Raw genomic sequence first — 21,896 nt, forward strand, 5'->3', positions numbered from 1 at the left:
ACTCTCACTCCTTTCCTGCTGCTACGCGAATGCGGGGGTCGATGATGCCATACAAAATATCTACGATAAAAATCATAAAAACAATCAGTGCACTATATAAAATGGTAGCACCCATAATCATCGTATAATCACGAACACCAATCGCTTCAATAAAGTATTTACCCATACCTGGGATTGCAAAAATAAGCTCAATAATAAAGGAACCTGTAATAATACCAGCAGTTAATGGTCCTAAGATCGTAATCGCTGGGATCAATGCATTTCGTAAAGCATGATTAAACACAATTGAAGATTTCCCTAATCCTTTAGCCTTTGCGGTTTTCATATAATCTTGATCTAATACCTCTACCATCTCTGTCCGAACATAACGGGAAATCTGAGCGATAACCCCTAATGATAAGGCGATCGAAGGGAGGATCGTATGTTCATAAGTCCCCCATAAAGCGGGTGGTAGCCATCCGAACTCTACACCAATCCAGAAAGAAAGTAGCGCTCCGACAACGAAGCTAGGGATCGATACCCCAGCGACAGAAAACATGGTAGCAAAGTTGTCTATAATTGTTCCTCGTTTTAATCCAGCTACAACTCCAAGTAGTAATCCAACCATCACACCAAGAATAATACCTTGTGCACCAACGATTGCAGACGGACCAAATCCATCCATCAACATTTCAGCGACGGGTCGTCCATCATATTGAAGTGATTTACCCAAATCACCTTGAACTAATTGACCTAAAAATTTAACGTATTGAATATGAAGCGGCTGATCTAAACCATAGCTTGCGATAATCTGCTCTTTAATGGCTTCTGGAAGTTTCTCTTCATTTTGAAGGGGAGTTCCTGGTAAAGAATGCATCAAGAAGAAGGTTGCTGTTGCGATAACCCAGAGAGTAATAATCATGTAGGAAAAACGCTTTAAAGTGAACCTTAACACACTACTTCACACCCTTTCTTTAAACAATTAACGTATGAATAAGGAAGGTATATGTCACGTGGACATATACCTTCATGTAACCATGAATATAAGAATTACTCAATGGAAAGTTTTTTATTTCTTCCCTTCCACATAAGCCCACTTATAAGAATAATCTGGTCCAATCGCGTGTCTTACTAAGCCTTTGACATGAGGTTTTTCAAGGAAGATTAAACCTCTAAAGTAGATTGGAGCAACACCGTAATCTTCTAAGAAGATTTTTTCTGCTTTGATGAGGTCTTGGCCACGCTCTTCAAAGTTTGCATTGTTTTTCGATTTTTTCACTAATGCATCAAATTCTGGGTTACTCCACTTACCACGGTTAAAGCTGTTTCCAGTGGTGAAAAGATCAACATAAGTCATTGGGTCGTTGAAGTCTGCACCCCAACCAGATAGTAAGATGTCAAATTTGCCGTCTTTACCACGTTGTAGACGCTCTTTAAATGGTACAGAGGTGATTTTGACGTTCGCACCTACATTCACACGTAATTGTTCTTTAACATACTCTAGGTTACGCTTAGCACCCGTGGTGTCATCACCTACAAGCTCAAAAGCTTGATTTGGATCCATGTTAAGCTCTTTCATACCTTCTGCCCAAAGCTTTTTCGCTTCAGCTGGATCAAATCTAACTGCATCAAATTTGGCTACATCACGGTATTTTTGAGTGTCATTTAACTTAATATCTACAGGAACAAGACCCGTTGCAGGGATTGAACCGTTTTTCAAGATTTCATTTACATATTTATCTCTATCAATACCAAGTGTGATTGCTTGGCGGATTTTCTTATTTTGGAAAGCAGGCTTCGTTTGGTTCATTTCTAGATACCAAGAAGAAGATTGCTCCACATTAATTTTTTCTTTGTGATCTTTGTATTTATCTACAAACTCACCTGGAATTGGTGCCACATCAACTTTATTAGTTGTATAAAGGTTGATTCCAGTTGGGCCATCCTTTACAATATCAAAGTTGATCTGTTCTAACTTAACAGTTTTTACATCCCAGTAACCAGTGTTTTTCTTTAACACGAAGTTTTGGTTATGTTTCCATTCAGACAGAACAAATGGACCATTGTAAACTAAGTTACCAGCTTCTAAAGAATATTTGTCACCATATTTCTCAACAATATCTTTCCGTTGTGGTAAGTATGTTGGAAAACCGAGTAAGTCTTTGAAGTAAGGAATTGGGCTTTCCAAGGTTACTTCCAACGTTTTTTCGTCTTTCGCTTTAACTCCTACTTCATCAGCAGTTCCATTTTGTGTATTATATTTCTCAGCGTTTTTCACTGGGTAAAGAATGTATGCATACTCAGAAGCGGTTGCTGGATCTAGTGCACGTTTCCAAGCATATTCAAAGTCATGAGCAGTTACAGGTTTTCCATCGCTCCATTGTGCATCACGAAGTTTGAAAGTATAAGTTAATTTATCTTCACTTTCTTGTGGCTCTTCAGCCGCTATTCCCAATGTAGGATTTCCATCTTGTCCGATCCGGTAAAGACCTTCCATGGTGTTGTTCAGAATATTAAATGATACCGAGTCTGTGGTTTTGGCACTATCAAGACCTGGTGGTTCTTGTGCCTCAAGCATGTTTAGAACTTGCTCGTTACTCGCGCTATCGGAACCACCTCCGCAAGCGGATAATACTAGTACAGCTACTAATAAAATAGCTAACAAGGACGAGAATCTTAATCTCTTGCTCATTGGTTTACCCCCTTAGATAAAATGAATATATAGTTTAGACCCAAATGGTCTTAAACCCAATTTTGAATGTGTAGGTTATTTCCCCTTTTTTAGAAAAATTACACTACCATTTTCAATGATATTAAAAAAAATTTCGCTTACTCCCATTCCAAAAGAAAAAATGTTGGGGAGAAGTAAACAACTTGTGAACAAAACGTGTAAATCAGCGTAAATTTCAAACAATTTTATCTTTAGTCGTTAGGGGTATTTCGTATCGCATATTTATATTAAACTCATAATTGAATCATTTGTAAAGTGTAATGTTTTGGAAATATAGATGAAAAGATTCAGAAAAGACAGCCAATCTCTTTCGCTCTGCTAAAATCATAGTTTTTTCATCAATTTACAATAAAAAATATCTTTTCCGTTCGAGATCACGAAAGTTAAAAAATTTTCCCTTTCCAATAAAAAAACGAACTTTCGCCATGCACAAAATCGAAAGTTCGTTCAAAAATTACCTTACTTATCTTGTTGTTTTGCTATATACGCCCATTTTAGACTGAGAGTAGCTCCATACGGATGACGATAAACTTCTTTGACTTTCGTCTTTTGTAGTATAGATTCGGACATATAGTAGAGAGGTGCAATGGTAGTATCACCATTTTGGACACCCACTAACTTCTGCTCCGCTTGTAATAAATATTTAAACTGTTCCTCTTGGGTTTTAGCCATTTTTGCTTGTTGAATGAGTTGATCATATTGTGGATTTTTATACCGAGTATGGTTCATCGAGTTATCACTCGTCCAAATATCTAAAAAGCTCATTGGATCGTTATAGTCAGCACCCCAGCCACTTAACATTAAATCAAACTCACCTTTAGTTGCTTTCTCTAATCTCACTTTCAAAGGAGGTGAATCTAATTTGACATCCAATCCCAGAATCTTTTGCAATTGATCTTTGATCGTAAGCGCAACATTTTTAGAAGTAGTTGTATCAGTACAAACTAACACGACTCGATCTGGTGCCTTGGTTAGACCTAGTTCTTTTAATCCTGTTTTAAAGTATTGTTGAGCCAATTCGGTATTCGGTGAAATCACTTCTCCATGACTACGAAAGGATTTATTACCTGCCCCATTCAGAGAGGGTGGAACCATGGATAAAGCTGGAGCTGAGCCATCTTTTAAGATCCCTTGAGTAATATCTTGTCGATCAATAGCAAGAGAAATTGCCTTTCGAATATTAGCATTATTAGTAAATGATTTGCTATGATTCATTTGAACATAAAAAGTTGAGGCATGATCCACTTTTACATAATCGGGACTTTGTTTAAAGGCATCAACAAAAGCTTGATCCAACATAGCCGTATCTACTTGTCCTGCATTATATAAGTTGATCCCTAAAGCTACATCTTTCACTGTGTACAATTCAACCGTGTTTAAGTAAACGGAATTTTTGTCCCAGTACTGTTCATTTTTAGTTAAGACCCATTTACTCTGGGATTGGCTTTTGAGTACAAATGGTCCATTGTAAAGCATATTTTCAGGCTGTAGTGCATATTGATCGCCGAATTTTTTATGGATGTCTTCTCTGATCGGAAGAAATGTAGGCAGTGTGATTACGCTGAGAAAATTAAACATGGGTCGCTTCAATGTTACTGTAAGAGTTTGGTCATCTTTAGCTTTGATCCCCACTTGATTGACTGTTGCTTTTGTAGGTTTTCCATTCTCATCTTGTCCAATATGATATTCTTGTGCATTTTTAATCGGGTAGAATAGATGTGCATACTGGGATGCTGTCTTAGGATCAAGGACCCGCTTCCAAGCATATTCAAAGTCTTTGGCTGTTACAGACTTTCCGTCGCTCCATTTAGCATCTTCTCGTAATTTAAAAGTATAAGTCATCTTATCTTCACTAATTTCCACATCTTCAGCGATTCCATTTTCCGGTTGATTCGTCTTCCCTGACCGCATAAGTCCTTCTTGGATATTGTTTAACACATCCATGGAAGCAGTATCAATAGCTATACCACTATCCAACGTAGGAATACTTGCGGGGATCGACAACCGAAGTACTTGATTTTCAGCAAGTGAAGCTTCTTTATCACCCGAACTACTAACACTACAACCAGTAATGACTAAACTTGTGGAAAGAACAAGCCCAATCAGGGATTTCCACTTCCCTTTCATGTTGCAGGACCCCCTATTCTGCTCCAATAGTTACACGCTTTTCTGACAATTATTTTTTTCTTGATATAAAACATTTGACTTGTTAAGTATAAATGAATCGGTTCTAATATAAAAGAGTATAACAAAAATATGTCAGAGGTAGGACGTAATTTCATATAAAATCCAAAAAAAGGAGTGAGTCTACTGTATAAATTAATAGGAATTATTCTGGCTAATTTAACCTTATCTTTCGGAATCACATTTTTTGCATCTGGGATGAATCCTTTTGACTGGAGTAACCAAGTCTTTATTATTGGAGGACTTCAACTTGTGATCGCTGGTTCCATTTATGTGATCCAAGGCGGATTTTTTGAAAACTTTACCGCAGGATATAAAAAATTGATAAAACCTGGACAAGTACATTCTTCAGATGAACTTTTTAATGATGATGAAGATCAATTTGACAAGAAGAAGCTAGCACAGATCCTAAAACAAGTGAAATGGGTTACTTTTATTTCTGGACTTGTGTTAAGTTTGTCTGCTTTTATCATCTATTCGTAGACAAATGGGTCTTTCAAATGCCGTAGAATCGGTGAGGACGATAGTTGTGTCCATACTCGACGTTCACCATTTTTAAAAATAGAAAGAGCGTAGTTCACTCACTACGCTCAATCCAATAAATCCAACCATTTGCCTCCACAATCTCCAAGAACTTAATCAATCTAGGGAAAATAGGCTCAGCATCTCCACTAAAATTCTTTTTGATTTCTTCTCCTAATTCAGCTACTGTATACCGACCCTCACAATTCTTTAATACAAAACTACCCAACGAATCCAAATGAACCGTTCGATATTTGGGTTGTTTTAAAAAACGAATCGATAACTTCTCGATCCAATTCTTTCTAGGAAGCAAGATTTTTAGCTTTTCAGGAGCTTGGGGAAGCGGTTGGAGAATATACTCACTCTTTAACACTGGAATCATGTCAAAGATGTTTTGCTTTGATTTTTTTTTGGAAAACACCATACACTTCCTCTGGTCACCCTTGTTCAGGCTTTTTTACAAATTTAACTGTTACAAACCAAAGTAAAGCTGTCAAACCTAAAAAGAGTGAGAATGGTAGGATATCATTATCTATTTTGACCGGTGCATCTGGATTAATCCATCCTGGAACAATCATCATCGCAATAATGACACTAATCAAAGCTTCTCCAGCAATTAAACCAGAAGCAAATAACGTTCCAGTTTCTTCACGTAGCTTTCTTAAGCCATCATTTTTAATCCATGACTGAGTTACCCAACGTACGATACCACCAATCATAATCGGAGCGCTTACCGAAAGTGGGAGATAGAAGCCAACGGCAATGGTTAGTGAATTAATCCCCAAGAATTCAAGGGAGATCGCTAACGCTGCCCCAATCAAAATTAGCTCCCATGGTAAGTTCCCAGACATCAAACCTTCAGCAATGATTTTCATCAAAACAGCTTTAGGCGCAGGTAACTCATTTCCACCAATCCCATAAGCCGTATCAAACAAGACCAAAAAGTAACCAATTAGCAGTCCACTTGCGACTACTCCGATCATCATCGCAATTTGCTGTTTCCAAGGAGTACCTCCTACGAGATAACCCGTTTTTAAGTCTTGAGAGATATCTCCTGCAACTGCTAATGCTACACAGACAATCGCAGCTACGATAATGGATGCCACCATACCCGCTTGTCCACTCATTCCAGAGGCTTTAAAGATGATTGTCACAATTAATAAAGTGGCAATAGTCATCCCCGAAACAGGCATGGATGAGCTACCTACAATCCCAACGATTCGGGAGGCAACAGCTACAAACAAGAAACCAAAGATCGCAATGGCAAGCGCTCCAATGATCCCCACATCGGTGATAGGAGTAAATGCAATGACAAGAATTAAACTTGTAATCCCTATGATCAAATAAGGGGTTGGAATATCGCGATCTGTTCGTTCATAACTAATACCTGCTTGACCCTTTTTCCGCATCGCAGATACTGTATCTCGAATCGATGTAAACAGCATAGGAAGTGTTTTTGCTAGTGTAATTAAACCAGCCATTGCAACTGCACCCGCACCAATATAACGAATATAGTTTGCGTAAATATCCCCTGCACTTAATTGACTAATTGGTTGTTCCGCAGGATAAAAGGTAGTAGGACTCCCTGAAACAAAGAACGAAATCATAGGAATAAAAACGAGCGATGCTAATAATCCCCCAGCAATCATCTGTCCGGCGATTCGTGGACCAATAATATAACCTACACCTAACAGAGCTGGCATTGCATCCAATCCTAGAAAAGCGTTTTTATATCCAATGATTTTGGTCTCCACCGATGTTTTAAATAATTTTAAACCATCTCCAAGAGCTTTAAATAACCCACCCACGATAAATCCTGAAAAAATGAGACGAGCGCTCGTCCCACCTTTTTCTCCTGACTTTAATACTTCAGCACAAGCGGTTCCTTCAGGATAAGGTAAGGTTTCATGTTCATTAACGATCAGGAGTCTACGAAGGGGAACCATCATAAACACCCCTAGTAATCCACCTGTTAAGGCTATAAAAGCAATCATCGACTGACTAGGAGATAAGTCCCACAAATAAAGAGCAGGAATCGTAAAGATCGCTCCTGCTGCAACTGCTTCCCCCGCTGTAGTCATCGTTTGTACAATGTTATTCTCTAAAATCGATTTACGTCGAAAAATCCCACGCAAAATGGCTAATGATATAACCGCAGCAGGAATCGATGCACTAACTGTTAAACCGATTTTTAACCCTAAATAAGCATTTGCAGCCCCAAAAACGATCGCCAAAACAATTCCTAAAATAACAGCAAAAACCGTCAATTCTGGTAGTGATTTGGCGGCCGGCACATAGGGGACAAATGGCTTAGATTTTTGATTCACCAATGACACCGCCTCTTAAAAATTTATTGAAAATTTTATCTATAAGTAGAACACTTTTCTATCATAACACATATTAATTTTGGGATAAATTGTATTATTTTTCTCATCATTCACATAAAAAATGACAGCTTATCTAGCTGTCATCCAATCTATTTCTGGTATTGTTTTTGCAAAACAATCTCTAGCAATATCAGAAAATAACCCAATTAACTTAACTTTCTTCTCCTCGATCATCGTTGCCCATTGAATGGGTTGAGTCGCTGTATGAAGAGAGATCGCTTCTTGATCATATATAGCTGATAAAACTTGATATAATTTCTCGGGAAATAAGAGCGACGCATATATTAAAGCATATTCAGATTCATCTAAAGGAGATATATCCTGATAACCTTTCAAGACAGCTTCCAACACAGAGCGACTTCCTGTCTGACCATAGGCATAAAGAAGCCATGATGCTAAGTCCTTCGCTCGTACATCTGAGTTGCATTCATTCCAATCAATTAAATGAATATGCTCATGTTCATCTAAAAGTAAATGATGTCGACTCAGATTGTTATGACATACTTTTCCGTGTTCAGCTACTTGTAAACAAAGGGTATCTCCATCCAATTGTTCATAATACTGAAGGACATTTTCCATCAAACCCGTAATATACGCTGATGAATCAAGCCATAGTTGGTCTACTTCGGAAGGAGTGTCTGTCCATTGGGCAGCAAGGCGAAATACTTCTGCCCTTTGATAAAAACGATTCCAATCATTGGACCATTTCCCTATTCGCTCAAACATTCGATCTCTTTGATGTGGAACAAACCCACGTGTATATTGATGAAAGTGTGCAATTCCTTTAGAGGCCTGTTTCCAATCATCAGCACTTTTCAAAGAAATCGGATTCGCTTCAATCCAAGGCAACAAGACATAGCTATGACAAAATCCATCAAAGTAAGGCTTATGTGAACGTGTTAAGATCGGAGAAGGGATTCGAGGGTGTTGCGGCTTTACTTTACCTACATGTTCAGCGACATCAGTAACGAAATACCACCTCTTTTTTTCACCATCGCGAACCCGTTTCAGAGCAACTGTGCCCAAGTCCGTTGTACATTTGAGAACTCCTTTGCAAGGTTCCGCAGAGGTCATACGCACTCCAAAGTGGTGTTCAAGCCATTCAACTAGTCTCGATTCCCCAGTCCAATTTGAAATATCTCTTTTTAAATTTGACATAATTCCCTCACCTCTACTCTTCTTCATCGTATGTAAGAGCTAAGGAAAGGTGCCTATATTTCAAAAAGGAAGAGGAGAAGTCCACTCTCCCCTTTGATTCAAGTCTCTCAAAGAAAAGTTGCCTCCTTTTCCTTCATCGAAGAGTGCTGTTAAGGTGTAGGACAAAGTCATTTCGTGCGAAAGATCGATTCCTGACTATAGAGAAATCGACACGACTGATCAAATCGTTCTTCTTTTGCTATCTAACCTTTTTCATCAGGTATTAACTAAATCTAGCTCCGGAGCTACTCTAAGCTTTTACTTTCGAAACAGGATGAATCACGTCTAATCCACCTGTCACATGAATCAAGTTTCCGGTAACAAAATCGGAGTCTTCCTGACATAAAAATTGAATGACTCTCGCTATATCTTCACCTGAACCAGGTCGACCACGCGGAGTTTCCTCATCTTTTACATGAATGACGTCCTGAATCCTCATTTCTTTATGTTCACCTACAATATCTCCAGGACAAACCATATTGACTGAAATTCCAAATGGAGCTTCTTCTACTGCCAATGTTTTGGTTAGAGAGGCTAGACCTGTTTTTGCAGCCGCATAAGCAGATCGATCTGGCCACGCTGGCGCTTCTCCAATCCTTCCAAAACCAAATAAGATGACACGCCCTGACTTCTGTTTTCTCATCTGTGGAATGACTTGATGACACATCCACATAGCACTCAATAAGTTCCCTTGAACCATCTGTTGCAATTCTTCAAGTGAATGATCTACAAACCATTTTCTTTGTCTAATAAAAGGGCCTACCGCATGAATCAGGACATCAATCCGCCCCCAGCGATGAATCGTTTCTTCAACTAGTCTCTTCGCCTCATCTGGATGACTTACATCTGCAGGGATTGGAATGGCTTGACCCCCTAAGTTTTGAATCTCCTCTATGACTTGTTCAAGCCGATCATCTAAATGGCGACTATTACAAACAATATCCCATTTTTTTTCAGCTAAAAGAAGGGCTGCCATCTTCCCTAAACCGCTTGAACAACCTGTGACCAAAGCTACCTGATTTTGCTTCATCGTATTAACCATCCTCTCCATATATTCTTCATGGGTAAGTTACCTATTTTACTACTTTGTATGGTGGTAATCGAAAGTTGTTGGTTCAAAAACAGTTATTCCCCTTATTCATAATCTCCTGTCCGATTAGGCAAAGATAACATTAGGTCATGAAAAAATGAAATGAAAGGAGTAAGTAAAAATGGAGATAAAGAGGAAAGAATTATCTAGCTCTGACATGGAAGTATATCAAACTACACAGGAGTGGATCAAAAAAAGAGGAGTTTCTTTAGAAGAAATTGCTGACCTCACTTATTATCTACAAAAGGACTTTTACACTGATCTTACCATCGAAGAATGCTTGGAGCATGTAAAACAGGTACTAAAAAAAAGAGAAGTACAAAACGCTGTTTTAACAGGAATTCAATTAGATATTCTTGCAGAGAAAAAAATACTCTCAGAACCTTTACAAGACATGATTTTCCGTGATGAAAGCTTATATGGAATTGATGAAGTTTTATCTGTTGCCATCTTAAACGTTTATGGAAGTATTGGTCTAACCAACTATGGATATATTGACCGAATTAAGCCTGGGGTATTGGGAAGGTTAAATGATCAAAGCTCAGGAGAAGTTCATACATTTTTAGATGATATTGCTGGTGCGATTGCTGCCGCTGCTGCTTCCCGTCTGGCTCACAACCGTCAGGGAGAAGACTAATCATCATTTACTCTCTATAAACCTTTAGTCACATATTAATTCAAATCCCCTGGGGTCGTTGTTTCTCTGCCTCTCTCTCGGATCGTGTTCGCAAAAGTCGAGTCGTTTGCCAGAGAAACATCTCCCCTCCTAGGTGAATTGGATAGAAAAAACTATTTCTAATTCATTCAAGTAGTTTTACTCCAGTTGAGTGATTTAAATTCTTAATGAGATCGATCTACATAAATTCAGATTTACAAGACAAGCTGCCCCAAGACCATCCATCCTTTTCAGGTCATGGGATCAGCTTGATGAATAAAGTTTATCTTCCTACATAGCGAATGAGTTCAGAACCTACTACATTTATTGCATCCTTACTCTTCAAATACTCTAAATGGGCTAGCGTTTCAGATAAAGCGAATCGCAAGTTATGGATCGATAATTCTGTGCCGAATAGCTTCTGACAGACGTCGAAAGCTGTAAGCCCGTCCGACTGTTCAACCATTTCCTTCATTTTACCGAGTCGAATCTCATGGTGTTCTCGAATTTGATCAATTCGCTCATGGTAATGATCAAATACGGAGCCATGTGAAGGAAATACTCGTTGTACAGGAAGTTCTTTCATTTTCTCTAAGGTCAGGAGATATGTTTCTAATGGGTTATCATTACAACCTGGCCATAAGCTAATATTCGGTGTAATACGAGGTAATAAAAAGTCACCACCAATTAACCAGCCTCTTTCAGGATCAAAAAAACTTAAATGCCCATCGGCATGTCCAGGAGTATGGAAAATCTGATAGGTTCGATCCCCCAGCTGAATAGAATCTCCTCCCTGTATAAATGTAGATGTAGGATGGGGTTCAACCCATGAGTGAAAACTTCTCAGATGATTAGGAATTTCAGCGACAAGAGACTCAGCTAATCCGTGTTTCCGGAAAAAGCTTGACATCAATTCAGGCATATCACTTTCTGGATCTAAAAAAAGCTTCGCTTGTTCTTGATCTGTTTGTGAAATATAGACAGGTGCTTGTGTCCATTGTTGAATCGATCCAGCCAACCCATAATGGTCAGGGTGATAGTGAGTCAGAACAATCTTTTCTACTTCATCCCAATTCCAATGATACACTTCTTGGGCTCGCTTCCAAGTTGAAATAGAATCATCAGTATGAAGACCAGCATCAATAATCGTATATCCTGTAGAACCCTTAATAAGGTAAACTTTTATTTCTTTCAATGCAAATGGTAAAGGCAATCCGATCTCATAAATATCTTCCCATTGCTTCATATTTAATTTCTCCTCATCTATATTCTAATAAAGTAAGCGTTTACGTTTTAGTGCAACTCAAATTTCAGAGGTGAAAATAATAATTGCCTCAAGATCATCCAACCTTTAGTGATCTATGTAGACTGATCAAATATTAAATCAACTCTATATCAGCATTTTTAGTCACCTATGGATCCAGATCCCGTCGGGTCGCTATTTCTCTGTCTCCCTCTCGTAGCGGATCAGCCAAAGGCGCTCGTCAGAAAATTAACTCCCCTCCTAAGTTCATTGAATCAAGTTACCTAATTTCTAATTGGTTCAAGCTGTTTAGCTCAAGTCGAGAATCAAATTATTCTACACACCCTTGAAAAATCATACGATCACTCTGCTGATGATATGGACTTCCTTTAAAATCACCATAAGTATGAGTAATGTTCAAACCTGCTTGTTTAAATAAATCCATCATTTGCTCTAATGTATACATTTTTACCCGCTCGACATATTTTCGCTCTCCATGAGAGTCACTAATCGTAATTCGTTTAAACACATAATCTCCTTGTACCTCGCGCTGTTCCAAAATTTGAACTCCATTCTCCTTTCGCTCACTTTGTGGAACTAAATTCTCTTTCACTGCTTGATGATTCATGTAGTCGATAATCAATCTCCCTGTCGGCTTTAAAATCCGAGCTATTTCAGTTAATACCTTGAGATTATCCTCGTCTTTGGTAAAGTATCCAAAAGAGGTAAAAAGATTGACAACCACATCAAAGGATTGGTTCACAAAAGGTAATTGCCTCATATCTCCGTGTATAAAAGGAATAGAAAGCCCCGCTTGTTTTGTTTCCTGTACAGCATGCGTTAATAAAGTAGTTGATAAGTCTAAACCCACTACATGTAAGTGCTTCTTCACCAACGCTCTACTATGACGTCCTGTTCCACAACATAAATCTAAAATCAAATCATCACTTGAAAGATTTAACCAATCGATGATCTGCTCCACTTCCAAAGATGCACTTTGACTTGTGCGATGTCGATAAACAAGCAAATAATCTTCTCCAAAGCTTTCCTCATACCAATGCATCCAATCTCTCCCTCTTTAAAAGTAATTCTTCGTACAAAAATTGTACCATATGTCGTTCCAATACTAAAAATTTCTGTGTGAAAATTCGGATGAGCTGATGAAAAAAATAAAATCCCCACCCAATAAAGGTGGGGATAAAAGCTCTTGGATTAACGGGTATCATTTCTCAACCTATTTTTAGTGCTCTTTTTTGCAGTGTGGATGAATCAGATAAAAATCAATAATAAATATCCACCTAAATGAAATAAAATAAAAAAATATAAATAAGTTCATGATGCTACGAAAAAAGTACTCATTTAATCCTAAGGTCTTGAACGAAGCAATTTTAACTGATGGGATAAAAGATACTCGTTATAAGCTTCGCTGTTCATCCAAGGCTCTCTCTGTAAACGTTTCTTTTGTAATAACAATTCCTTACTCTCCTCCCACAGACACTCGGCTAAAAGTTGCAGTACTTTTTGAGTCGTCGGATCATCTGTGGTTAATAGCTCCTGATTCACTTCTTCAAGTTGCATCTGATTTTTAAGAATTTCTCGATTCATATGGCCCAATGAAGATTCCCCTTTATCAAAGCGGTTTTCCCATCTGAAACATATTATAAAAAAATAGGTGTACCAAAAATGGCACGCCTATCGTAGGAGCTTCTAATTGACCGATTCACACGCAATTGTACCATTAGAGGTTGAAAGGCTCTTCTTTCCCTTTACAAAATAAATACAGTTTTGACCACCTTTGGCTTTACACTCCAATTGCTCCACATCTGCTTTGAGCAATTGACGAAACCAGTTCAGTTCACAACTGCATGCCTGGTTATACTGATTGGCAACCTGGGCAATTGGACAGTTGTGCTCCGTAATATGGTAAGTACCATCTTCATGTTCTACCCAGTTAACCATATATCCTTTGGAGTCTTGCAAATCAGCCAACTTTTTTACCCGGTCACGCAAATCCGACTCTTGAAACTGATTTTGGTAAGTATCTACCAATCGTTTCTCCCTGCGTTCAAACAGATCATCAATCAACTTAGGGCCGTATTGGTCCTCAAGGTCAGTTAACAGTTCTAATGTAAATGAATGATAACTTTTGGGAAAATGCTCATCCGACTGATCCGTTAGAAAATATTGATTGGTTGGTCGTCCCATCGATTGTCGCAATAGCTTAGCATGAATGAGATTATCGCGTTCAAGGGTATTTAAATGACGTCTAACAGCCATTTCAGTGACACCTAGCTTAACTGCCAGTTCACTGACGGTAAGAGGTCCTTCTGTTTTCAAAAGTAACATGATTTGCTTTCTCGTTGATTGTGTATGATTCATCTCCTATTTCACCACCTTTTAATCTGAGGAAGCCTGTATAGTCCTATACCCGTTTTAGCTCGATTTTTTCACCTAATTCTTTTAAAATGTATGTTTTTACATGATTAATAAACTCTCGGTACAAATCGATCTCTTGCATATAGTTGTATAGCTCTATTTCATCTACTTCATCATAATACCTTACTAGACGCTCCCGTAGGTTCACCTGTTTTTTAAGACGTTGTGAAAGTTTTGAAGGAATCACTTGCTCATCTTCTAAAATATCAACAATGTCTAAATATCCTCCTGGATCTCTCATGATAAATCCATCAATCATGACAGTTCCAACATCTATCATAGATTCTACAGCTAAATGATAGGCTCTTTCTAAGGCGAAACGATCAACCCGACTTTTTTTATTTGGGTCAATCTCCTCGATGAGGTCCGCACATGTCTGTAATACATTTAATTGTCGTCTAATCCGCTCGACATTTACTTCATAAATCATGGAATCCTACCCCCAACCTATTGTACTCTCTTTAGTGTTTTGATTTTTAATACATTCTTTAGTGTTTTGTCATATCACTACTATTATAAGCTATTCCAACAACAACTTGCTTTATTTCGTGTAAGTATTCTTTGACATTCTGATCATTTCAACCAAATGATCCTTTCATTGGTGCTATAGAACGATGAATATTACTAATCGACACTACTCAATTCCTTTCATCTATGGTAGAGGACCATGAATAATCTACGTTCTATTTGCAAAAATTATGGAATGAATTCCTTTTAAAGGAGGGGTAAAGATGCAACTTTCAAGCAAAGATCTACTTTATTTGACTGATGAGATGTCATGGGAACTTCTTGCCATGAAAAAATGTCACCACTTTGCTCAGGAATGCCAAGATCCTCAGATTGCACAAATCATTAATCAAATGGGAGCTATGCATCAGCGACACTATGAAACGCTCCTTTCTCAAGTACAAACAGCTAGCCATCAAACAGGAGCCAACCCAACATCCACAATGATGCAATAAGAGAGGTGAAAAAAATGAACCAATTAAATAATCAACAAATGTCCAGTGCACAACAAGCATCTACGCTTCCCCAAGTAAAAACACCGGAGATTAATGATCGAGATCGTCTGAATGAGATTTTATCCACTGAAAAATACCTAGCTAGTGGATATAATACTGCCTGTAACGAAGCAAGTTCTGAAGATTTATATCGTGTACAGTTGCAATTACTTACTGAAATTCATGATGCACAACGGAATCTTTTTAACCTTATGCATCAAAAAGGCTGGTACAAAATTGAAGCAGAAGATGTAAATAAAATCAGCCAAAAAGCACAACAATTCGCCAACTACCGTACACAGTTTCCTTATTCGTAATGACTTTAAAAAACGACCCCTTTCCGGTTCAGTTAATCGGAAGGGGGTTTGTTGTAAATAAGTCACAACTTTTGTCAACTGCTGGCTTCCTTTGTCAACCAAGAAGGAATCTATTTAATATTCTCGAAAACGTTAAAAAACCAAAAATTAGGAGGAAGTGTTGAGATGAACCAAGCTGTATGTATCTCTACCCGGGAGGCGGCAGAGCGTTTACAAGTTCACGCACGAACAGTTAGGAAATGGATTGATACATTTGAAGAATATATTTGCCCTGATTGGAATGAACGTGGGCACTATATCCTAACAGAAGATAGCTTTGAAAAACTGGTGGAAATCAAAAATCGATTGCAGGAACCCCATAAATCAATGAAGCAAGTGAGAGAAGACCTCCTCCGCGAAGGTAAAATGGCTATCGAACCATCATTTCATCACATGGATGAGTCAGCTGCCGCTGCCGCATTATCAGATACAGAGAAAACCCTTACTCATGTCATGGAAGCCATGGAAAACGTAGGTGATATGATCGAGGAGCTATTTGATCGTATGGAACGCTTAGAAGATCATATGTATGGGCTATTTGAATCCATCGAGGATATGGAGCATAAATTAGTAGCTGTTAGCTATGAATCGGTCTCTTCCAATGATGTACAACAAATGTTTGATGAGATTCGTAAAAAGCAAGATCAGCTCCGAATCGAGTTAAGAAATGTAAATTTCACACAACGCCTTACATCCGCTACTAGTGAACAAGGATTACTCCCTCGCAGACAAAAAAAAGCTCGGTTCCTTGGAATGTTTTAAACCGAGACTTGATACCAAACTCATGTATAATAGGAGTGAATCAATAAAGAAATGAGGTTCCTACATGAGTGCAGAAGACATGATGTTTTTATATGATGAAGCAGAGCAAACAAGCACCCGCTTTGTTAGTTTTATAGGACAAGCCAAACGGTTTGACTTAGCGATTACTGCCACCCATCGCTTTTACGGTAAGCTCTTAGTATTAGATCTTCAATCGAACCGCTTTGCCATTATTGGGACTGATGATCTTGAAGAGCCCGGATATTTAGAACATGTTTATCAGCTTTCTGATGAAGAGGCAGAAGAACTTAGGCAGTTTATCTACACTTTATTTTAAACATCCCTTTTCCTTTACAAGGAAAGATCACATAAATCTTGTTCGATTTTCGCATACAAAAAATCAGCTTTTACATAGCTTTCGAAACAAGCTGAATTTCTAATAGCAAAGGAGTAGGAGTTCGATCCAAATAATGATCAGAACCCCTACTCCTTTTTTCCCTCGTTTCATCTACAGAACAAGAGTTTTTTATAATTTTTTTAAGACAAAATAAGCACAGCCAAAGTTGCAAAATTCATTTAGATATTCTTGTAAATAACTGATCTTCGTTTCTGGTGTTGATCGAGTATGGTCATCTGAGAAAAAACCTTTCAGTCTTAACTGACCATAGCCCCAATCCCCCACAATGTAATCATATTTATTTAAAATCTCGCTATATCTTTTTCTAAATGCTTCTTGGTTCCATCCATTCCGCTGATCAGTTAACAGTTCATAGTCCAATCCCTGTATATGAATATGTTCCATAAGATCAACCTTCTCTATTCAGTTTTACATTTATATGTTACCACATCCTTGTTCCAACATCTGCAATCTTTTACCTGATTGAACAAAATATCGTTCACAACAACATGCAGAACAGATGACTCTCAAAAAGAGATGGAGCGATTATTGACGCAAATAGGAGATGATACTTCTCCCACAATTAATTAACCAAGTGAATCAATCAAACAGGAGAAGCCTTTGGTAAAAAGGCTTCTCCTGTTTGATTACTTAGTCATTCAACTTGAAACAGCCTTTTGCTGTTCAGTTTCTTTGGCTGATTGTACTTGTTTATGTGCATGATAAGAACTACGTACCAGTGGTCCAGATTCTACATGAGAGAATCCCATCCCTAGACCGATCTGTTTGAACTGCTCAAACTCCTCTGGCGTATAATAGCGATCAATGTTCAGATGTTTTTTTGTTGGTTGTAAATATTGACCAATCGTAACAATATTCACAGCATAGTCTCGTAAATCCTTCATCGTTTCGACAACTTCGTCATAAGTTTCACCCACTCCAACCATAATACTTGACTTGGTAGGAATTTGTGGTTGCATCTCTTTGGCTCTTTTTAATAACTCCAGTGTTCGATCATATTTAGCTTTGGAGCGAACACGATCTGAACGGCGACGAACCGTTTCAATATTATGATTTAATATATCTGGTTTGGCATCCATCACAACCTGGAGTGCATCCCAATTCCCCATAAAATCAGGGATCAGCACTTCCACACTTGTCAATGGATTACGCTTACGAATCTCTTGAATCGTAGCGGCAAAAATGGCTGCTCCTCCATCTGTTAAATCATCCCGTGCAACTGAAGTGACAACTGCATGCCTCACACCCATCTGTTCAACAGCTTCTGCAACTCGCTTAGGCTCAGCCCAATCTAACTCCGTAGGTAGACCTGTTTTAACAGCACAAAATCGGCAGGCACGAGTACAAATATCCCCTAGGATCATAAAAGTCGCGGTTCGATTGGCCCAGCATTCAAAAATGTTTGGACAACGGGCTTCTTCACAAACCGTATGTAATGTTTTACTTCGTACCATTCGCTTAATTTCTTGATAATTTTCATTCGTACTTAACTTTACTTTTAACCATTCTGGTTTTCTCTCTGTTTGGTTAGACAATGCCAATCCCTCTTCTCTTTTGTAAAATGAAAGCGGTTTCTCAATAAGACAATCAGAACAGCAGATCTTTATATCATTCACCTTTTGTACATATCTTACCACATGACCAGCTGTATTACCCATTGATAATTAGATATCAATAAAGGAAATCTATGTATATTCACTAATTTTCATATAAAATCATTCTGTATCATTAAAATTCATCATCTTGTTTCATCAACTTCACCAATCCCCTGCAACTTCCAGCAATAATTTTCCCCACAAAGAAAACACTACTTGATAAATCTTTTAAAGAAAACGGTGACAGCAGATGAAAAAATATTATCTTTCTCTTTTGGTTAGTTGTTTGCTATTCACCTCTCTACCTATACAAAAAGCTAGTGCTAACAAAATATCTACAGATATCTCCAGACAGAACCTCTATGAAACTATGGAAACCTTCACAGGCATCCCTTGGTATTATCTCGCTGCGATGGATCAATATGAGCGTAATAACCAATCATTGAAAAAAAGTAAGAACCCAGACGAAAAAAAGAAGTTAATCGCTATAAAAGTCCCTACCTATCTATGGGCAGGATTATTAAATCCAAGTCCTGATGAACAGTCACCTTTTGTCATTCAACTCTTTCAAGGGATCGGTATAGATGGTGATGGTGACGGAAAAGCTGATGTTCACAATGATTTGGATGTGCTGTATACGATCGCACGATACCTTAGTCAAAATGGGATTGCAGAAGATCAGATTAGAAATCAGTTATGGAGTTATTATCAACATCCAACAGCTGTCGATGTAATTACCCATATGGCAAAGGTGTACCATACATTTGGGACTTTGAAATTATCTGATGAATCATTTCCTATACCATTGAATTATAACTATTCTTATCGCAGTACTTGGGGGGATCGGCGTGGTTGGGGAGGACTAAGAATTCATGAAGGAACCGATATTTTTGCAGGTTATGGGACACCTGTCTTAAGTACTTGCTATGGTTATGTGGAACTGATGGGCTGGAATCGTTTTGGAGGCTGGCGAGTTGGTATTCGCGATTTGAAAAATCGATATCATTACTTTGGTCACTTAAATGGATTTCGTAAAGGATTAAAACCAGGACAGGTCGTAAAACCTGGAGATGTCATTGGATCTGTAGGTTCTTCAGGATATGGTCCACCAGGAACATCAGGTAAATTTCCTCCTCATCTCCATTATGGCATTTACCGCTTTAATGGAAAAAACACATATTCTTTTGATCCCTATCCGTTGCTACGTAAATGGGAACGTGAGGCAGTTCAAAAACAAAAAGAGAAACGAAAACAAAAACGAACGGCACATTAAACTTAGCCGTTCGTCTCTTTAATCGCATCTAAGATCGCCTCAGGTTGTAATCCATAGATTGGTTTTCCATCAACTACAGTAACTGGAACTCCCAAAAAACCCATGGCTGTTACTTCTTCTAAAAAAGCAGGGTTTTCTCCACAATCTTTGACTACGAATTCTATTTTATAATCCATTAAAAATCGTTTTAATACATTACATTCAATACAATGAGGTTTTGAGTAAACAACCACAGCCATCTAGAGTCACTCCTTAAATAATTGTATTCCACAAACCAACAAATATGTCACCTTACATTTGATTATACAATCTCCTACTCGACTTGAGCAAAACAACTTGAATCAATTAGAAATACAAAGGCATTGGTATACCACCAATGCCTTTGTTTGTTTCTTATGAATTTTTAGAACAATATCTTTTAGCTTTCTTGTTTCTTTCTTTGTTTAGTTCGATAAGCGAACCATAAGAAGTACGAAAATCCGCCCCAAAGAAGGAGTGCACCGATCACAAACATTACCCATGCGCTTGGTCCCATGTTTCATCCTCCTTTTTCTCCTCAGTCATTCCTTTCCACTTTACTTTATTTAAGATCACAGCAGCTACAAAAAGTGCAGCGATTAATCCATATCCAAAAGTGAATAAGGCATCAATCGGGAAATCTCCATACAATTTAGTTGCTTCTTCACGAATATAAGAGGCTAGGATAATGGTTAACATAATTGGGCTTACATACTTAAGCATGATGATCCACCAAGAACCAACTCTCACATCTGATACAGAGTTAATGTGCTGTTGTAACGGTTTCAACTGTTTAAATACCCACCCAATCACAATGATTTGAAGCAATGATCCTAACAAGATTCCATAGTTATTTACAAAGTGATCCACAATATCCAGAATGTTGAGACCATTTTTAAATGTGTACATGGAGCTAATGAGGAAGGCAACCCCACAAATCCAGTTAATGGCTGCTTTACGACTTAGATTCAGTTTGTTTTGGAGTGCCAAGACACTTGGTTCAATCAGTGAGACCGCAGATGTAAAACCAGCAAAGACTAATGCCCCAAAAAACATAAACCCGAATAAAGCATTTAGACCTGGAAATGAATTAATGATTTCAGGAAAAACACTAAAAGCTAATAGAATCCCTTTATCTACAACTTCTTCTACGGGTACATTTTGCTGGGTAGCTAAGAATCCAAGTGCTCCAAATACAGCAATGGAAGCTAGAAACTCAAAACCACTATTGGCAAAAGCTGCGATAAATCCACTATTGGATAAATCCTCTTTTTTATTTAAATAACTCGCATAACTGATCATCGTCGCAAAACCGATACTTAGAGAGAAAAAGACTTGTCCATAGGCAGCGACCCATACACCCGGCTCCATCATTTTGGCAAAGTTAGGGGTGAAGAGGACATTCAGTCCAGTCGATGCACCTTCAAGAGTAATCGCACGGAAAGTAATCATCAACATCATAATCACTAACATTGGCAATAAAATACGGCTTGCTAATTCAATTCCTTTTCTGACTCCACGTCTCATAACCCAATAAGTGATAATCCACAGTAAAAGAACAGGAATAAATACCTTCCATTCTATTCCTCCAAAGCTCCATACACTATCCGATAAACCTAAATAATCATTTAAGAAAAATGATTGCGTATCTGTTCCCCATTGAAGCCCTAGAGAATAGTAAGCATAACTAGCCGCCCAACCAATGATAACCATATAATAGGTTACGATGATAAACGAAAGCAGAACTTGAAACCACCCAAGCCATTCAAATTTTTTTGACAATTTCATCATAGACCAAGGTGATGAACCTCTGTACTTGTGACCCAACGCATACTCCATCAATAAGATAGGAATAGCCGTTGTCAAAAGCGCAACTAAATACGGAATGAGGAAAGCTCCTCCCCCATTTTCATAAGCCACATACGGATAGCGCCATATATTACCCAGTCCGATCGCTGATCCAACTGCGGCAAGAATAAAGCCCATCCTAGAACCCCATTGCTGTTTTGGTTCCATCCAACGATTCCTCCTTCAATATACAATTTGTTT

The 21,896-nt window shown here is 38.2% G+C and carries 24 protein-coding genes; 7 read left to right on the forward strand and 17 right to left on the reverse strand.

The features are described from left to right. Positions 1–4 precede the first annotated feature (4 nt). From EDD58_RS02700 to EDD58_RS02710, 3 genes are all read right to left on the reverse strand, one after another. On the reverse strand, positions 5–934 hold the full coding sequence (locus EDD58_RS02700; RefSeq protein ID WP_131923286.1) for an ABC transporter permease: 930 nt from the start codon (positions 932–934) through the stop codon (positions 5–7). A gap of 114 nt (positions 935–1,048) precedes the next feature. Next, entirely contained in the window at positions 1,049–2,671 is a 1,623-nt protein-coding gene (locus tag EDD58_RS02705; protein WP_131923287.1) for a peptide ABC transporter substrate-binding protein, read from the reverse strand. Positions 2,672–3,169: 498 nt separating this feature from the next. Continuing rightward, entirely contained in the window at positions 3,170–4,837 is a 1,668-nt protein-coding gene (locus EDD58_RS02710; protein WP_131923288.1) for a peptide ABC transporter substrate-binding protein, read from the reverse strand. A gap of 174 nt (positions 4,838–5,011) precedes the next feature. Between EDD58_RS02710 and EDD58_RS02715 the strand changes: the two genes are divergently transcribed. Next, the gene (locus EDD58_RS02715; protein ID WP_131923289.1) at positions 5,012–5,377 is read left to right on the forward strand and encodes a DUF3899 domain-containing protein; all 366 of its coding nucleotides are present in this window, start codon (positions 5,012–5,014) and stop codon (positions 5,375–5,377) included. Positions 5,378–5,471: 94 nt separating this feature from the next. On the opposite strand, the gene EDD58_RS02720 is transcribed toward EDD58_RS02715, so the two are convergent. From EDD58_RS02720 to EDD58_RS02735, 4 genes are all read right to left on the reverse strand, one after another. Continuing rightward, entirely contained in the window at positions 5,472–5,837 is a 366-nt protein-coding gene (locus tag EDD58_RS02720) for a PqqD family protein (protein ID WP_243648626.1), read from the reverse strand. Between the two features lie 16 nt (positions 5,838–5,853). After that, positions 5,854–7,746 carry an OPT family oligopeptide transporter gene (locus EDD58_RS02725; RefSeq protein WP_131923290.1) on the reverse strand — a complete coding sequence of 631 codons (1,893 nt, stop codon included), beginning with the start codon at positions 7,744–7,746 and terminating at the stop codon, positions 5,854–5,856. Positions 7,747–7,872: 126 nt separating this feature from the next. Then, entirely contained in the window at positions 7,873–8,961 is a 1,089-nt protein-coding gene (locus EDD58_RS02730) for a phosphotransferase (RefSeq protein WP_165875763.1), read from the reverse strand. Positions 8,962–9,250: 289 nt separating this feature from the next. Next, on the reverse strand, positions 9,251–10,030 hold the full coding sequence (locus tag EDD58_RS02735; RefSeq protein WP_131923292.1) for an SDR family oxidoreductase: 780 nt from the start codon (positions 10,028–10,030) through the stop codon (positions 9,251–9,253). A gap of 181 nt (positions 10,031–10,211) precedes the next feature. Between EDD58_RS02735 and EDD58_RS02740 the strand changes: the two genes are divergently transcribed. After that, on the forward strand, positions 10,212–10,727 hold the full coding sequence (locus tag EDD58_RS02740; protein ID WP_131923293.1) for a phosphatidylglycerophosphatase A family protein: 516 nt from the start codon (positions 10,212–10,214) through the stop codon (positions 10,725–10,727). 301 nt (positions 10,728–11,028) lie between these two features. Here the strand turns inward: EDD58_RS02740 and EDD58_RS02745 are convergent, their stop codons facing one another. The 5 genes from EDD58_RS02745 to EDD58_RS02765 form a co-directional block, all read right to left on the reverse strand. After that, positions 11,029–11,991 carry an MBL fold metallo-hydrolase gene (locus EDD58_RS02745; RefSeq protein ID WP_131923294.1) on the reverse strand — a complete coding sequence of 321 codons (963 nt, stop codon included), beginning with the start codon at positions 11,989–11,991 and terminating at the stop codon, positions 11,029–11,031. Between the two features lie 328 nt (positions 11,992–12,319). Continuing rightward, positions 12,320–13,051, reverse strand: a complete 732-nt coding sequence (locus EDD58_RS02750) for a class I SAM-dependent methyltransferase (protein ID WP_131923295.1) — start codon at positions 13,049–13,051, stop codon at positions 12,320–12,322. A gap of 302 nt (positions 13,052–13,353) precedes the next feature. Next, the gene (locus EDD58_RS02755; protein ID WP_131923296.1) at positions 13,354–13,602 is read right to left on the reverse strand and encodes a hypothetical protein; all 249 of its coding nucleotides are present in this window, start codon (positions 13,600–13,602) and stop codon (positions 13,354–13,356) included. A gap of 93 nt (positions 13,603–13,695) precedes the next feature. Beyond that, on the reverse strand, positions 13,696–14,367 hold the full coding sequence (locus EDD58_RS02760) for a helix-turn-helix transcriptional regulator (RefSeq protein WP_131923297.1): 672 nt from the start codon (positions 14,365–14,367) through the stop codon (positions 13,696–13,698). Between the two features lie 43 nt (positions 14,368–14,410). Continuing rightward, positions 14,411–14,854 carry a DUF86 domain-containing protein gene (locus EDD58_RS02765; RefSeq protein ID WP_131923298.1) on the reverse strand — a complete coding sequence of 148 codons (444 nt, stop codon included), beginning with the start codon at positions 14,852–14,854 and terminating at the stop codon, positions 14,411–14,413. Positions 14,855–15,155: 301 nt separating this feature from the next. Here EDD58_RS02765 and EDD58_RS02770 point away from each other — a divergent pair, with 301 nt between their 5' ends. The 4 genes from EDD58_RS02770 to EDD58_RS02785 all read left to right on the forward strand — a co-directional run bounded on the left by EDD58_RS02770 (position 15,156) and on the right by EDD58_RS02785 (position 16,880). Further along, a complete protein-coding gene (locus EDD58_RS02770) occupies positions 15,156–15,386 on the forward strand; it encodes a hypothetical protein (RefSeq protein WP_131923299.1) in 231 nt (76 codons plus the stop codon). 14 nt (positions 15,387–15,400) lie between these two features. Further along, positions 15,401–15,742 carry a spore coat protein gene (locus tag EDD58_RS02775; protein ID WP_131923300.1) on the forward strand — a complete coding sequence of 114 codons (342 nt, stop codon included), beginning with the start codon at positions 15,401–15,403 and terminating at the stop codon, positions 15,740–15,742. 165 nt (positions 15,743–15,907) lie between these two features. Further along, positions 15,908–16,543, forward strand: coding sequence for a MerR family transcriptional regulator (locus EDD58_RS02780; protein ID WP_131923301.1), 636 nt, complete (start codon positions 15,908–15,910; stop codon positions 16,541–16,543). Positions 16,544–16,607: 64 nt separating this feature from the next. Further along, a complete protein-coding gene (locus tag EDD58_RS02785) occupies positions 16,608–16,880 on the forward strand; it encodes a DUF3055 domain-containing protein (RefSeq protein WP_131923302.1) in 273 nt (90 codons plus the stop codon). 189 nt (positions 16,881–17,069) lie between these two features. On the opposite strand, the gene EDD58_RS02790 is transcribed toward EDD58_RS02785, so the two are convergent. Then, the gene (locus EDD58_RS02790) at positions 17,070–17,345 is read right to left on the reverse strand and encodes a YutD family protein (RefSeq protein ID WP_131923303.1); all 276 of its coding nucleotides are present in this window, start codon (positions 17,343–17,345) and stop codon (positions 17,070–17,072) included. Between the two features lie 254 nt (positions 17,346–17,599). Next, entirely contained in the window at positions 17,600–18,496 is an 897-nt protein-coding gene (gene lipA / locus EDD58_RS02795; RefSeq protein ID WP_243648628.1) for a lipoyl synthase, read from the reverse strand. Positions 18,497–18,806: 310 nt separating this feature from the next. On the opposite strand from lipA, the gene EDD58_RS02800 reads away from it, so the two are divergent. After that, positions 18,807–19,829, forward strand: coding sequence for a M23 family metallopeptidase (locus EDD58_RS02800; RefSeq protein ID WP_131923305.1), 1,023 nt, complete (start codon positions 18,807–18,809; stop codon positions 19,827–19,829). 2 nt (positions 19,830–19,831) lie between these two features. Here the strand turns inward: EDD58_RS02800 and EDD58_RS02805 are convergent, their stop codons facing one another. The 3 genes from EDD58_RS02805 to EDD58_RS02815 form a co-directional block, all read right to left on the reverse strand. Further along, on the reverse strand, positions 19,832–20,068 hold the full coding sequence (locus EDD58_RS02805) for a glutaredoxin family protein (RefSeq protein WP_131923306.1): 237 nt from the start codon (positions 20,066–20,068) through the stop codon (positions 19,832–19,834). Positions 20,069–20,247: 179 nt separating this feature from the next. Next, entirely contained in the window at positions 20,248–20,364 is a 117-nt protein-coding gene (locus EDD58_RS02810) for a MetS family NSS transporter small subunit (RefSeq protein WP_131923307.1), read from the reverse strand. Next, positions 20,343–21,863: a sodium-dependent transporter gene (locus EDD58_RS02815; RefSeq protein WP_131923308.1), complete on the reverse strand. Its 1,521-nt coding sequence runs from the start codon at positions 21,861–21,863 to the stop codon at positions 20,343–20,345. The genes EDD58_RS02810 and EDD58_RS02815 overlap by 22 nt, the downstream gene beginning before the upstream one ends. Positions 21,864–21,896: the final 33 nt, after the last annotated feature.

It is taken from the genome of Hazenella coriacea (assembly GCF_004341825.1).
Taxonomy (GTDB): Bacteria; Bacillota; Bacilli; order Thermoactinomycetales; family Thermoactinomycetaceae; genus Hazenella; species Hazenella coriacea.